The organism is Pseudomonas brassicacearum, assembly GCF_003732265.1.
Taxonomy (GTDB): domain Bacteria; phylum Pseudomonadota; class Gammaproteobacteria; order Pseudomonadales; family Pseudomonadaceae; genus Aquipseudomonas; species Aquipseudomonas brassicacearum_D.
Genome location: NZ_MOBK01000010.1, coordinates 269,595 through 283,791 on the forward strand (window position 1 = coordinate 269,595; position 14,197 = coordinate 283,791).

General features: G+C 61.1%; 13 protein-coding genes and 1 riboswitch. Of the genes, 7 read left to right on the forward strand and 6 right to left on the reverse strand.

The genetic code is table 11. The annotated features are described in order from the left end of the window. Positions 1-49: 49 nt before the first annotated feature. The 4 genes from BK660_RS25170 to BK660_RS25190 form a co-directional block, all read right to left on the reverse strand. Positions 50-1,015, reverse strand: a complete 966-nt coding sequence (locus BK660_RS25170) for a metal ABC transporter ATPase (RefSeq protein WP_123435574.1) — start codon at positions 1,013-1,015, stop codon at positions 50-52. Positions 1,016-1,047: 32 nt separating this feature from the next. Beyond that, on the reverse strand, positions 1,048-1,860 hold the full coding sequence (locus tag BK660_RS25175) for an aldo/keto reductase (RefSeq protein WP_123435575.1): 813 nt from the start codon (positions 1,858-1,860) through the stop codon (positions 1,048-1,050). After that, positions 1,857-3,032, reverse strand: coding sequence for an NAD(P)/FAD-dependent oxidoreductase (locus tag BK660_RS25180; RefSeq protein ID WP_123435576.1), 1,176 nt, complete (start codon positions 3,030-3,032; stop codon positions 1,857-1,859). Before BK660_RS25180 ends, BK660_RS25175 begins: the two co-directional genes overlap by 4 nt. Before the next feature lie 201 nt (positions 3,033-3,233). Beyond that, positions 3,234-3,566, reverse strand: a complete 333-nt coding sequence (locus tag BK660_RS25190; RefSeq protein WP_123435577.1) for a DMT family transporter — start codon at positions 3,564-3,566, stop codon at positions 3,234-3,236. Between the two features lie 103 nt (positions 3,567-3,669). On the opposite strand from BK660_RS25190, the gene BK660_RS25195 reads away from it, so the two are divergent. Continuing rightward, complete coding sequence (locus BK660_RS25195) at positions 3,670-4,566, forward strand: LysR family transcriptional regulator (RefSeq protein WP_123435578.1); 897 nt, start codon at positions 3,670-3,672, stop codon at positions 4,564-4,566. A gap of 11 nt (positions 4,567-4,577) precedes the next feature. Then, positions 4,578-5,855 (forward strand): lipid IV(A) 3-deoxy-D-manno-octulosonic acid transferase, encoded by a 1,278-nt coding sequence (waaA, locus tag BK660_RS25200; RefSeq protein WP_123435579.1) that lies wholly within the window; start codon positions 4,578-4,580, stop codon positions 5,853-5,855. Between the two features lie 36 nt (positions 5,856-5,891). On the opposite strand, the gene BK660_RS25205 is transcribed toward waaA, so the two are convergent. Then, positions 5,892-7,334, reverse strand: coding sequence for a TolC family outer membrane protein (locus BK660_RS25205; protein ID WP_123435580.1), 1,443 nt, complete (start codon positions 7,332-7,334; stop codon positions 5,892-5,894). A 193-nt stretch (positions 7,335-7,527) separates the two neighbouring features. Next, a riboswitch (TPP riboswitch) is annotated at positions 7,528-7,633 on the forward strand. A gap of 168 nt (positions 7,634-7,801) precedes the next feature. Here BK660_RS25205 and thiC point away from each other — a divergent pair. Together thiC and cytX are read left to right on the forward strand one after the other, a co-directional pair. Continuing rightward, positions 7,802-9,691 carry a phosphomethylpyrimidine synthase ThiC gene (thiC, locus tag BK660_RS25210; RefSeq protein ID WP_007946989.1) on the forward strand — a complete coding sequence of 630 codons (1,890 nt, stop codon included), beginning with the start codon at positions 7,802-7,804 and terminating at the stop codon, positions 9,689-9,691. Between the two features lie 151 nt (positions 9,692-9,842). Beyond that, positions 9,843-11,135, forward strand: coding sequence for a putative hydroxymethylpyrimidine transporter CytX (gene cytX, locus BK660_RS25215; RefSeq protein WP_123435581.1), 1,293 nt, complete (start codon positions 9,843-9,845; stop codon positions 11,133-11,135). On the opposite strand, the gene BK660_RS25220 is transcribed toward cytX, so the two are convergent. Next, complete coding sequence (locus tag BK660_RS25220; RefSeq protein WP_059181735.1) at positions 11,104-11,850, reverse strand: RsiV family protein; 747 nt, start codon at positions 11,848-11,850, stop codon at positions 11,104-11,106. The two genes, cytX and BK660_RS25220, sit on opposite strands and share 32 nt — an antisense overlap. A 228-nt stretch (positions 11,851-12,078) precedes the next feature. Here BK660_RS25220 and BK660_RS25225 point away from each other — a divergent pair, with 228 nt between their 5' ends. From BK660_RS25225 to cpdA, 3 genes are all read left to right on the forward strand, one after another. Beyond that, on the forward strand, positions 12,079-12,696 hold the full coding sequence (locus BK660_RS25225; RefSeq protein ID WP_123435582.1) for an NUDIX domain-containing protein: 618 nt from the start codon (positions 12,079-12,081) through the stop codon (positions 12,694-12,696). Next, complete coding sequence (locus tag BK660_RS25230; RefSeq protein ID WP_027922011.1) at positions 12,687-13,139, forward strand: DUF1249 domain-containing protein; 453 nt, start codon at positions 12,687-12,689, stop codon at positions 13,137-13,139. The genes BK660_RS25225 and BK660_RS25230 overlap by 10 nt, the downstream gene beginning before the upstream one ends. A gap of 108 nt (positions 13,140-13,247) precedes the next feature. Then, positions 13,248-14,063, forward strand: a complete 816-nt coding sequence (gene cpdA / locus BK660_RS25235) for a 3',5'-cyclic-AMP phosphodiesterase (protein ID WP_123435583.1) — start codon at positions 13,248-13,250, stop codon at positions 14,061-14,063. The last annotated feature ends 134 nt before the right edge of the window (positions 14,064-14,197 follow it).

The following is a 14,197-nucleotide window of genomic DNA, read 5'->3' on the forward strand; positions in this document are numbered from 1 at the left end:
CCCTCGCCACAGTTAAACCCCACAGCCACAGAATTCAGTGGTGTTCCTTCTATCGTGCCGCCTTGCGCGGCACGATCTTCTTCAGCAATTGCTTCGCCTTCCCGCGTAACCGCGCCAATCCTGAATCCTTCCCCGGCGGGCTCAGCCCTTGCTGGCGCACCCAATCCTTCCAGCGAATCCGCTCATCACGCACCACCCAGCCTTCCTGTTGGGCGAAGCTCTCCGCCAGGAACAACCCGCGCGTGCTCGCCGGGTAGAGTTGATCCTTCTTCAAGGTATACAGCTCGGCCATCGGCTGGCCGTCCTGCAAGGGCATCAGGTACAAATCCGGGCGCTTGCGGTCGAGGCGGGCCACAAGCTGATCGCCTTCCAGCCGCTCATCGACATGAAACAGGCTCAGGGATTTGGCTTCCTTGGGCACGTCCAGACGCAGGTCATAGATCAGTTGCAACGACGCGGTGGGCAAATGCACGTAAGCCCGCGGACGTTCGATCAGCTGCAGGTTGGCGCAACGCACCGGTCGCGCAGAACCGGATAACGGCGTCAGGCGAAACGGTAGCGCCTCGCGGTAGTGCAGGGCACTGGCATAGGGTGCTGGCAGCCACGTGTCATTAAAACGCCCGCCGAGCCAGCCTTCCGGGGTTTCCAGCAGACACTCTTCGGCAATTTCCTGGATCGCGGTGTGCAACGGCAGGTTCAGCTCATGGGCCGGCACGTACCCGGAGATCAACTTGAGCACCACGTCGCCACGGTCTTGCCGACGCTGACGCACCAGCACCCAGTATTCGCGATTCTGCCAATGCAGGGTCAGGCGCACCGAGACCCCGAGGTTGGCCAGTTCCAGCGCAAACCGCTCGGTGCTGGCCACCGTCACGGGGCGGCGACGTTGCAGGGTCTGGGAGAAATTGAGCGGCATCCCGACGCTCTGATAACTCAAGCCTTCGGGAGTCGCTTCGACGTACAACGGCAGGGTCTTGAAGTTGCTCGGGTTCTTTCTAATGAGCGTACGCGGCATGTCGGCTCCTGCTTAAGGCCGCGTGGGCGGCATCAGTTTCTACGGAGGACCTGGGCAACGGTCGCAACGTTGTGGGCGAGGTGCAGCGGATTAATGGTCCCGACAATAGCACTGGCCACACCCGGATGTTCAAACAACAACTCGAAGCTGGCGCGCACCGGGTCCACACCTGGACTCAGGCACACATGACCGCTGGCGAGGGCTTTTTTGACCAGAATGGCTTTGCCGTGAGCAGCAGCATAGTCAATGACGGGCTTCTCGTTCTGCTCGTTCAGATTGTAGGTGACCATGGCGCAATCACCTTGTTCCAGAGCCTTCAAGCCACCCTCGACAGTTTTCCCGGAAAAACCGAAGCCGCGAATCTTGCCTTCGGCCTTGAGCGCGGCGAGGGTTGTGTAGACCTCGCTGTCATTGAGGATCGCGAGATCGTTGCCGTCGGAGTGCACCAGCACCAGGTCGATAAAATCCGTTTCCAGGCGTTGCAGGCTGCGCTCCACTGAAAGTCGGGTGTGGGCGGCACTGAAATCATGGCTCGACTGGCCATTGGAAAATTCTTCGCCGACCTTGCTGACAATCACCCAGTCCAGACGCTGATCGCGCAACAGCGGGCCGAGGCGTTCTTCGCTGCGGCCATAGGCCGGGGCGGTGTCGATCAGGTTGATGCCCATGTCGCGGGCGAGTTTGAGCAACCGGCGTGCATCGTCGTCGTCGGGAATCTGGAAACCATTGGGGTACTTCACACCCTGGTCACGGCCGAGTTTGACCGTGCCCAGGCCCAGCGGCGAAACCAGCAGGCCGGTGCCGCCCAGTGGGCGGTGCAGATCGTGCAGGGTAGGTTGACTCATGGCAGCAGTTGCTCCCAGGCCGGCACGCCCATTGGCGGTTTCGGTAATTCCGGAAGCGGCGCGGGATGGCTTGGCTGGATGCCGTCACGCGTCAGGCTGGCGATGACCCGGTCGGCAAAGTCCGGCGCCAGCGCCAGTTTGGTCGGCCAGCCCACCAGCAGGCGACCTTGTTCGGCGAGGAAGGCGTTGTCGGGACGGGTAAGCCCCGATTGCAGCGGCTCGGCGCGGTCCACGCGCAAGGTGGCCCATTGCGCGGTGCTCAGGTCGATCCATGGCAGCAAGTGGCCGAGCTCTTGCTGGGCCGTGGCGATTTGCTCGGCAGGTTCGCGGGCAACGCCTTCGGCCTCGGCAATATCGCCCCCCATGTACCAGACCCACTGACCGTCGGCCGCCGGGTGAGTGGTCACGGTCAGGCGCGGTTTGGTGCCGCCGCCCAGGCAATGGGCGTACAGCGGTTTGAGGCCCGGGCCTTTGGCGATGATCATGTGCAACGGCCGACGCTGCATGGCGGGTTGACTCAGCCCCAGCGCTTCGAGCAACGCGGCGGTGCCGGCACCGGCGCTGAGGACGATGCGCTGGGCGCGAATCTCGCGTTCGTCGACCTTGAGGCCGACCAGCACGTTGCCGTCCAGCAGCGGCTCGATCTTCTGCCCGGCGAGCAGGCCATCACCGGCCAGGTCGGCCAGGCGCTGGACCAGGCTTGGCACGTCGACCACCAATTCCGCCAGGCGATAGACCTTGCCCTTGAAGCGTTTGTCTTGCAGGGCCGGTGGCAGTTGATCGCCCTTGACCTGATCGACACGGCCGCGCACGGCCTTGCTCGCGAAGAAGCTGGTGAGGTTGCCGGCGAGTGTGCCGGGGGACCAGAGATAGTGAGCTTCGGACAGCAGGCGCACGCCGGACAGGTCCAGTTCGCCATCGCCCGCCAGCGCCTCACGCCAGCGGCGCGGCATGTCGGCAATCGCTTCCGACGCCCCGGTCAGGGCGCCATGCAACGCGTACTTGGCGCCGCCGTGAATGATGCCCTGGGACTTCACACTCTGCCCGCCGCCGAGGCTGGCGCTTTCCACCAGCACGGTCGAAAAACCCTGGCGTCGCAGGCGCGCATTCAGCCAGAGGCCGGCGACACCAGCGCCGACAATCAGAACGTCGGTGGAAATAACGGATGGCATGCGGCGACCTCAGTGTTCAAGACGAGGGCGCAGTATACAGACTCGAAGAAAAGGGGATTTGTCGGTGATCAACAGGAGGGATGCAAAACCCTTGTGGGAGCGAGCCTGCTCGCGAATGCGGTGTGTCTGGCAATACTGATGTCGACTGACACGGCCCCTTCGCGAGCAGGCTCGCTCCCACAATGAAAAGTGTCTCAGGCTTTAGTGGCCGGCGGTTTTGGAGAACAGTTGGATCACGACAACGCCCAACACGATCAACGCCATCCCCAGCATCGCCGGCACGTCCAGTTTCTGCCCATAAATAAACAGCGCCGCGACGCTGACCATCACGATGCCCAAGCCGGCCCACACCGCGTAAGCGACGCCCACCGGAACGCTGCGCACCACCAGGGTCAGCATCCAGAAGGCAATGCCGTAACCGACGATCACCAGAACCAACGGCAGCGGCGTGCTGAAGCCTTTGACGGCTTTCATCGAAACAGTCGCGATCACTTCGGCGCAGATGGCGATGGCCAGGTAGTAGTAAGCGGTCATGGGTGCATCCTCGTGTGAAGTGTTGCTTTCTGAGGTCGGCATTTTAGAGACTCTCCAGATGCGGTAAAGTCATTACCTATCTGCCAGAGAGATGGGATGGCCTATGCAATGGAATCTTGAGCAACTGCGGTTGTTTGTCAGCGTAGCGGAGCATCGCTCGTTTTCTGCGGTGGCACGCGATCAGCGCAAGGCGCAGTCAGCGGTCAGCAGTTCGATTGCGCTGCTGGAAGAAGATCTGGGCGTGAGCCTGTTCGATCGCAGCAGCGGCCGTCAGCCGAAACTCACCGAGGCCGGCAATGCCTTGCTGGACGAGGCGCGCGAAGTGTTGCGCCAGTGCGAGCGCCTCAATGGCCGCGCGTTGGCCATGATGCGCGGACAAGAAGCGCGTCTGCGTGTGGCCCAGGATGAGGCCATGCCCTATCAGCCGATAATTGAAAGCTTCGAAGCCCTGGCGGAAAAATTTCCCAGCCTCGAAGTGCAGCTGACCAGCGCCGCCCAGGGCGATGTCGCGCGCAAACTGGTGGAGCGCCGGGCCGATCTGGGGTTGCTGTTTTATCACGACCAGATCCCCGAGGCCCTTGAGCGGCGGGTGTTGGGCCGCGTTGAAATGGTCACGGTGTGCGGCGTCGGGCATCCACTGGCGAAACAGGCTCAAGTCGATTGTCAGGCGCTGGCGCAGCATCGGCAGTTGCTGATGTCGACCCAATCGAGCGTCTACCCCGGCAGCGAGCCAGCCAGCCCGCAAGTCTGGCGTGCCGACAGTTTCTACGTGATGGCCGAATGGCTGGTGCGCGGTCTCGGTTGGGCCTGGTTGCCACGGCACGTGGTGCAATACCCGGCGTACCAGGGCCTGATGGTTGAACTGGACAGCGAATGGACTCCGCCGGCGCTGGTGGTGGAGCTGGTGTGGCGTCGCGATGAGCCGCTGGGCCCGGCGGCTCGTTGGCTGGCGGAACGTTTTGCCGTGCACTTGCAGGCGATCGGCGAGAAAAGCCGATAAACTCCGCCGCCATGAATAGAACTCTCTATACCGCGCTGTTTTATCTGGGGCTGCCACTGGTAGCGATTCGGCTGTGGCTGCGCTCGCGTAAGGCGCCGGCGTATGCCAAGCGCATTGGCGAGCGTTTCTCCCTCGCACTGCCGGTAATGAAGCCGGGCGGTATCTGGGTGCACGCGGTGTCGGTGGGCGAAAGCATTGCCGCGGCGCCGATGATTCGCGCCTTGCTGCAACGTTATCCACAGCTACCGATTACCGTGACCTGCATGACCCCGACCGGGTCCGAGCGCATCCAGGCGTTGTTCGCCAATGAACCACGCATTCAACACTGCTACCTGCCTTACGATTTGCCCTGCGCCGCCGCGCGTTTCCTGGACCGGGTCCGGCCAACGCTGGCGGTGATCATGGAAACCGAACTCTGGCCCAACCACATTCACCAATGCGCCAAGCGCGGGATTCCTGTGGCGTTGGCCAATGCGCGACTGTCCGAACGCTCGGCCAAGGGGTATGGCCGCTTCCGCAAACTGACCCAGCCGATGCTCGCGGAGATGAGCCTGTTCGCGGTGCAGACCGAGGCCGAAGCCCAGCGCTTTCGTGACTTGGGTGCGCGTCCTGAAACCGTGGAAGTCACCGGCTCGATCAAGTTCGACCTGACCATCGACCCGCAATTGCTGCAACGCGCCGTTGAGCTGCGCACGCAATGGCAGACGCTTGAGCGGCCGGTCTGGATCGCCGCCAGTACCCATGAAGGCGAAGACGAAGTGGTCCTCGCGGCCCATCGTCGGTTGCTGGCCAATCATCCCGATGCGTTGCTGATTCTGGTGCCGCGCCATCCGGAGCGTTTCAACACGGTGTTCGAGCTGTGTCAGCAGCAGGGTTTTGCGACGCTGCGGCGTTCCACGGGCGAGCCGGTGACCTCGGCCACGTCGGTGCTGGTGGGCGACACCATGGGCGAGTTGCTGTTTCTTTACGCCTTGGCAGATAGCGCTTTCGTGGGGGGCAGCCTGGTGCCGAACGGCGGGCATAACCTGCTGGAACCGGCCGCGTTGGCCAAACCGGTACTGAGCGGCCCGCACCTGTTCAATTTCCTCGAAATCGCCGCGCAGTTGCGCAGTGCCGGGGCGTTGCAGGAAGTGGAAGATGCCGAAGGCCTGGCGCTGGCAGTGCAGCGGCTGTTCGAGTTGCCGCGCGATGCGCAGCGGATGGCCGAGGCGGGGTTGAAGGTAATGCGCAGCAATCAGGGCGCGTTGCAGAGGTTGCTGGATGGGCTGGGGCGGTTGATCGGCCGCTAATGTGTTGCGAGGGGGCATGCCCCCTCGCCGCAAGCATTACTGGGTGGGTGGTCTTGACTTGAGTTGCTGTTCCGCCGCCTTGGCCAAATCGGGTGGCAAAAAGTCCTTGTCCGGGTTGTAGTCGGCCTTGAGGTAACGCTTCAAGTCTTCCAGATCTCCCGGACTCAACGTGCCGGCCTGCTGCTTCAAGCGCAGGTTGTCGAGGATGTAGTCGTAGCGGGTGTTGTTGTAGTCACGTACCGAGGTGTACAGCGAGCGCTGCGCATCCAGTACGTCAACGATGTTGCGTGTCCCCACCTGATAACCGATTTCAGTCGCTTCCACCGCACTCTGGTTGGAGATGATCGATTGCTTGCGCGCCTGTACCTGATCCACATCGGTGTTGACCGCGCGATGCAGGTTGCGAGTGCTTTCGACGATTTGCCGACGCAGCGCTTCGCGTTGCTGCTCGGTCTGATCCAGCTGTGCATACGATTGACGCACCTGGGAGGTGGTCAGGCCGCCGCTGTAGATCGGGATGTTCAGTTGCAGGCCCACCGTTGTTTGCTCAACGTTGCCACTGTACGGTTGGCCAAAGGCATTCGGGTTGCTGAAGCCCAGTGCGTCGTTGTCACCTTTTTCGTATTTCGCCACCGCGTCGACCGTCGGCAAGTGACCGGACTTACGCTGCTTGAGGGTTTCTTCGGCAGCACTGACCGCGTAGTTGCTGGCCTGCAGATTGAGGTTCTGGCGGGCAGCCGTGTCGACCCAGGCTTTGGCGTCGTTCGGCGCCGGTGGCAGGATCGGCAGGCTATGGGCGACGCCCCAGATCGAGTTGTACTGACGGTTGGTCAGGGTGATCAGCGCTTCAAACGCGTCGTCGACCTGGCGCTGGGCAACGATCCGGTTGGCGCGTGCGGTGTCGTAGCTGGCTTGAGAGTTGAGCACGTCGGTCTTGTCCGACAGGCCGACGTCGAAACGTTCGTTGGACTGATCAAGTTGGCGTTTGAACGCGGCTTCTTCCGCCTTGGTCGACGCCAGGTTGTCTTGGGTGCGCAGCACGTTGAAGTAATTTTCAGCGGTCTGCAGGATCAGGTTTTGCTCGGTGGCCGAGAGTTGCAGGGCAGCCTGTTCGTTGACGTCCTTGGCGGCCTGGAACTGGAACCAGCGATCAGCGCGGAACAGCGGCTGCGCCAGGGTGGCCTGATACGAATTTGCACTGCGATTGGCCGTCGCCGAAGGCTGGTCGATCGCGGTACGGATGCTGGCCACTTCGGCACCACCCGACAGATTGGGCAGCAGGCCGGCGCGGGCCTGAGGCACGACTTCTTTCTGCGCGCCATATTGCGCGATGGCTGCCGCGAGGTCGGCGTTGTTGGCCTTTGCTTCCTGGTAAACGCTGACCAGGTCGTTCTTGGTCGATAAGGGCGCTTCTGCTGCCCAGCCCGTTCCATAAGACGCACAAGACACGGCAAGGGCCAGTGAAAGTTTGCGCAGCATAGGCGTTCCCTAGAATTAATATTACACAAGTAATTTGAGCGCCAAGGCTAAGGCGCGGCACGTACCACGTCAACGCATGGCTTGGCGTAGCGAGTGTAGTTGTGCAATCGGGCGGCAACAATCCTGTATCTGCCATTCATCAAGGCGTTTTGTTCGGTGTTGGCGTTCTTTGTCAGTTGTGTCTAGACTGGCCGGGTTCTTGTCGGGGTGCCTTGCTATGAGGCTGAGATCGAATAATTTCGGATCCCGTTGAACCTGATCAGGTTAGCGCCTGCGTAGGGAACAAGATTTCTCGTCACCCGGCGAGTCCTCTTGTGCTTCGTCCGGGATGTTGTTCGACAATCGAACACCCCTCGAGCACTGAGCACAGCACCAACAGCTTCGTTATGGCTGATTGGTCGCGTCCATTCGTTACAGGTTCGCTCCGACAAAATTCCACTGCCTGGATGCTGTCTGGAGAGCCCGTGATGACGATAAAACCAAAAAATACGATGAACCTGAGTGATTCGGCCCAAGTCGATCAACAGTCGGTTCAACCGTTTACCCGCTCGCAAAAAATCTATGTCCAGGGCTCGCGCCCCGACATCCTCGTGCCCATGCGCGAAATCAGCCTGGATGTGACCCCGACCGACTTCGGCGGCGAGATCAATGCGCCGGTGGTGGTGTACGACACCTCGGGCCCGTACACCGACCCCAACGTCATCATCGACGTGCGCAAAGGCCTGGCCGATGTGCGTTCCGCGTGGATCGAGTCCCGTGGCGACACTGAACGCCTGCCGGGCCTGAGCTCCAATTTCGGCCAGGAACGCCTCGCCGATGCCGAGCTGACCAAGCTGCGTTTCGCCCACGTCAACAACCCGCGCCGCGCCAAGGCCGGGGCCAACGTCAGCCAGATGCACTATGCCCGCCAAGGCATCATCACCGCCGAGATGGAATACGTTGCCATCCGCGAAAACATGAAGCTGGAAGTGGCCCGCGCCGCCGGCCTGCTGGACCAACAACACGCCGGCCACAGCTTCGGCGCCAGCGTGCCGAAAATCATCACCCCCGAATTTGTCCGTGACGAGATCGCCCGTGGTCGCGCGATCATTCCGGCCAACATCAACCACACCGAACTGGAACCGATGATCATCGGCCGTAACTTCCTGGTGAAGATCAACGGCAACATCGGCAACAGCGCCTTGGGTTCGTCCATCGAAGAAGAAGTGGCGAAACTAACCTGGGGCATTCGCTGGGGTTCGGACACGGTCATGGACCTGTCCACCGGCAAACACATCCACGAAACCCGCGAGTGGATTATCCGTAACTCGCCGGTGCCGATCGGTACGGTGCCGATTTATCAGGCCCTGGAAAAAGTCGGCGGCGCCGCCGAAGACCTGACCTGGGAGCTGTTCCGCGACACGCTGATCGAACAGGCCGAGCAGGGTGTCGACTACTTCACCATCCACGCCGGCGTGTTGTTGCGCTACGTGCCGCTGACCGCCAAGCGCGTGACCGGCATCGTTTCTCGTGGCGGTTCGATCATGGCCAAGTGGTGCCTGGCGCACCACAAGGAAAACTTCCTCTATACCCATTTCGAAGACATCTGCGAAATCATGAAGGCCTACGACGTCAGCTTCTCGCTGGGTGATGGCCTGCGTCCGGGTTCGATTGCCGACGCCAACGACGCCGCACAATTCGGCGAGCTGGAAACTCTCGGCGAGCTGACCAAGATCGCCTGGAAGCACGACGTGCAGTGCATGATCGAAGGCCCGGGCCACGTGCCGATGCAGTTGATCAAAGAGAACATGGACAAGCAGCTGGAATGCTGTGACGAGGCGCCGTTCTACACCCTCGGCCCGCTGACCACCGACATCGCGCCGGGTTATGACCACATCACCTCCGGCATCGGTGCGGCAATGATCGGTTGGTTCGGTTGCGCGATGCTCTGCTACGTGACGCCGAAGGAGCACCTGGGCCTGCCGAACAAGGATGACGTGAAGACCGGGATCATTACTTACAAGATCGCCGCGCATGCCGCCGATCTGGCGAAGGGGCATCCGGGCGCGCAGATTCGCGACAATGCCTTGAGCAAGGCGCGGTTCGAATTCCGTTGGGAAGACCAGTTCAACCTCGGCCTGGATCCGGACACCGCCCGTTCGTATCACGATGAAACACTGCCGAAGGATTCGGCCAAGGTCGCGCACTTCTGCTCCATGTGCGGGCCGAAATTCTGCTCGATGAAAATCACCCAGGAAGTCCGCGAGTACGCGGCCAACCAGCGGATCGAAACCGTGGATGCCGAGGTCGCCCAGGGATTGGCGGAACAGGCTGAACGGTTCAAGCAGGAAGGCAGCCAGCTGTACAAGAAGGTTTGATCTGACCTGAAACGGTGGGGCCTGCACAGGCGCCATCGCCAGCAGGCTGGCTCCCACATTGGATCTGTGGCGTTAACACGTCCCCTGTGGGAGCCAGCCTGCTGGCGATTGAGATCTACACAACAACAAATGTCCCTCTGAGATAACACCCTTGAGCATTCAACCGAGTACTTATTCCCCCGACATCGCCGTGCCAACCGACAAACGCGTCTTCGGCGGTCGTGATCTGTTTTCCCTGTGGTTCTCCCTCGGTATCGGCCTGATGGTGCTGCAGACCGGCGCCTTGCTCGCGCCAGGTCTGGGCCTGTCCGGTTCGCTGCTGGCGATTTTCCTCGGCACCCTGGTCGGCGTTCTGCTGCTGGCCGCCGTCGGCGTGATCGGCAGCGACACCGGCCTGTCGTCGATGGCCGCGCTCAAACTCAGCCTCGGCAAACGTGGCGCGAGCCTGCCGGCCGTGCTGAACCTGCTGCAACTGATCGGTTGGGGGTCGTTCGAAATTATCGTCATGCGCGACGCCGCCAGCCTGCTCGGCGCGCGAGCATTCAGCGAAGGCAGCCTGCTGTCGAACCCGCTGCTCTGGACAATTGTCTTCGGTGGTCTGGCGACGTTGCTGGCCGTCAGCGGTCCTCTGACATTCGTACGGCAGATCCTGCGCAAGTGGGGCATCTGGCTGTTGCTGGCGGCGTGCATCTGGCTGACCTGGAACCTGTTCGCCAAAGCCGATCTGGCTGCCTTGTGGGCGCAGGCCGGTGATGGTTCGATGCCGTTCGCCGTGGGCTTCGACATTGCCATCGCGATGCCGCTGTCGTGGCTGCCGCTGATTGCCGACTACTCGCGTTTCGGCAAGCGTGCCAAAAACGTCTTCGGCGGCACCGCTCTGGGCTTCTTTATCGGCAATTTCTGGCTGATGAGCCTGGGCGTGGCCTACACCCTGGCGTTTGCGCCGAGCGGTGAAGTGAATGCCTTGTTGCTGGCGCTGGCGGGTGCAGGCCTGGGGATTCCGTTGCTGCTGATTCTGTTGGACGAGTCGGAAAACGCCTTCGCCGACATTCATTCGGCAGCCGTTTCCAGCGGGATTCTGTTGCGCTTGAAAGTCGAGCATCTGGCGTTGGCCATCGGTGTGATTTGCACACTGATCGCGTGCCTGGCGCCATTGGCCCAGTACCAGAACTTCCTGCTGTTGATCGGTTCGGTGTTCGCGCCGCTATTCGGCGTGGTGCTGGTGGATCACTTCATCCTGCGCAAGCGTTCGGCGCAAGTGGCGTCAGCCGCGTTGCGCTGGCCGGCGTTGCTCGCCTGGTTGGGCGGGGTGAGCACTTATCACTTGCTGGCTAATCTGTATCCGGACATCGGCGCAACCCTGCCGTCGTTGATTCTGGCAGGGCTGCTGCAGCTGGTGCTGGGCCGGGCCTTCAGTTACGGCCGGGAAACAGCTCGGGCTTGATGATGCCATTCAGGCGTGGGTAGGGGATCTTCAGTTCGACATGGCCCAACGCGTAAGGCGCGATGGTGCTGGTTTCGTACTTGAGGATCACCCCGCCGTAGGTCAGCGCCACGTTCTGGGTTTTCTGGAACGGCCAGCTCTTCACGAACTCCGGTTCCTGATCGAGCTTGGTGCTGATCAGCCAGCTGTTGTGCGCCACTTGCGCGGCTTTCCAGAACGCTTCTTCCTGACCCGGCACCAACATGTCCGACAGCGTCAGCACTTTGTGCTGCTGGCGTGAATAGTTGATAAAGCTGCGGCCCGGGGTGCCATGGGCGCCGCCGGTGTCCAGATAGCTGGAAAATTCAACGATCACCAAGCCGTCATGCTGCTCACGTACCTTGGCTTGCAGGTAACTGCTGTAGCGCGGCCCGGCGGTGCGCAAAAACTCATCGCGATAGGCCGTCAGCGTCGGTGCCACCGGGGCGTCCGGTGTGGTGCGGGTCATTTGCAGCAGGCGTTTTTCGACGATGCCGTCAAGCTGCGGTTCGGCAGGGAAGCGCAGTGTATCGATGTTCACCAGCGGGCAATCGGGAGTGGTGCAACCCGGTTTCAGGGTTTCGGTGGCGTCGCGGGTAGTTTCCAGCGGCGCCCGGTAGTTGGGCTGGAACAGACTCTGGCAAGCGCCCAGCGTCAGGGCGATTGCGGCCACGGAGGCGATTTTAAAAAGCGACATGGGCGTCCTTTGTAAAACAGGGAAAGGCAAAAAGTTATCCGCTTCGACTCTCAACGAAGCAGTCAGTTCGCCACTAAGCTAATTAGAGTTGGTTTCGCCCTCACCGTCTATCCCGCTGACGGGAAAGGGGCTGCATCAAATGTCGCAGGCGCGTTAGGATGGCGCGAAGTCGAGGTTGCAAGTCACAAAAAGGAGCCTCGTAACGGATTAGCAGTAAAGAGGATTGTCATGACTGATTTTGCCAACGCCATTCCGACCGCCGTTGATATCGTTCGGCGCGAAAAGTGCTACGAGGGCTTTTACAAGCTCGACCGTGTGCACTTGCGCCACGAGCTGTTCGCTGGCGGCATGAGTCGCGAAATCAATCGTGAAGTGTTCGTGCGCCACGATGCGGTGTGCGTGCTGCCTTACGATCCGCAGCGCGACGAAGTGGTGCTGATCGAACAGTTTCGCGTCGGCGCCATGGGCAAGACCGACAACCCCTGGCTGATCGAACTGGTCGCTGGTCTGATCGACAAGGAAGAAGTGCCGGAAGAAGTTGCTCACCGCGAAGGGCAGGAGGAAGCTGGGCTTGTGTTCGGGGCGCTCTGGCCGATGCTCAAATATTTCCCGTCGCCGGGCGGCAGCAATGAGTTCGTGCACCTGTTCCTGGGGCGTTGCGATTCTACCGGGGTTGGCGGCCTGCATGGGCTGGAGGAAGAAGCTGAAGATATCCGCGTCACGGTCTGGGCGTTCGAAGATGCCTTGCAGGCCGTACGTGACGGGCGAATTGCCAACGCGGCCAGCATCATTGCCTTGCAATGGTTAGCTTTAAACCGCGCTGAAGTGAGGGGGTTATGGTCGTAAACAAGCTGCGCGATCGCTATCGTGTCGACCTTGCGGGGCTGCAAGCTTCCTGCGAGGCGAACTACGCGCGCTTGATGCGACTGCTGCCGGACATGCGCGACGAGCCAGCGGCGCGGCGCATTGCCGTGACGCATGGCGAACAGATGCTCGGCGTGCTGGCGCTGGAAGTGTTGCAGGTCTGTCCATACACCACGACCCTGCAAGTGCGCCAGGAGCACAGCCTGCCGTGGCTGCCGATTCCGCAGCTGGAAGTGCAGGTCTATCACGACGCCTGCATGGCCGAAGTGGTCAGCGCCGAACATGCACGGCGTTTTCGTGGCATCTATCCTTACCCGAACGCCTCGATGCACCAGCCGGACGAAAAGGCCCAGCTGAACATGTTTCTGGGTGAGTGGCTGAGCCATTGCCTGGCGTGTGGACACGAATACGCCGTCGTTCGCTGAGTGCGCGAGTTGTGAACTGCGTCAGGTTCACAGGTTTCCCCTTTTGAGCGTCCCCCAGCATAATTGCGGCACCTATCCACCCCCGTGATTCAGCCCTGGGAGAACGCCTTGCCGAGCGTATCCACATTGACCACCGCCGATCCGGCGTTGCTGGTGCAACTCTCCGACAGCCATCTGTTCGCCGAAGCGGACGGCACATTGCTGGGCATGAACACGCGGGACAGCCTGCAAAAAGTCATCGAGCTGGTGCAACTTCAGCAGCCGAGTATCGACCTGATCATTGCCAGCGGCGACCTGTCTCAGGACGGGACGCTGGAGTCCTACCAGCAGTTTCGCGACATGACCGGGCAGCTCGATGCGCCGGCGCGCTGGATCCCCGGCAATCACGACGAGCCGCAAATCATGGCCGAGGCGGCGGTGCAGAGCGCATTGCTGGAACCGGTGGTGGATGTCGGCAACTGGCGAGTCACCTTGCTTGATTCCGCCGTGCCGGGTTCGGTGCCGGGGTACTTGCAGGAGGAGCAGTTGCAGCTGTTGGCCCGATCATTGAGCGAGGCGCCGGAGCGGCATCATCTGGTGTGTTTTCACCATCATCCGGTGTCGATTGGCTGTGCGTGGATGGAGCCGATCGGGTTGCGCAATCCTGAGGCGCTGTTTGCAGTGCTGGATCGTTTTCCGCAGGTGCGGGCGGTTTTATGGGGGCATGTCCATCAGGAGATTGACCAGATGCGCAATGGCGTTCGGTTGATTGCTTCGCCGTCGACTTGCATTCAGTTCGAGCCGGGCAGTGATGATTTCAAGGTCGGGGAGCAGGCGCCGGGGTATCGCTGGTTGCGGTTGTTGCCGGATGGGCAGATCGAAACCGGGGTCGAGCGGGTCACCGGGTTTGATTTTCAGGTTGATTACGGCTCTAACGGCTACTGATTTTTTATCATTAAGATAGTCCGAGTCGCCACCTTCGCGAGCAAGCCCGCTCCCACAGGGGACTACATTCCAATGTGGGAGATTCTATGTTTGGGGGGAACCCCCAAACATAGAATTTGGGCTGTATTCACTTT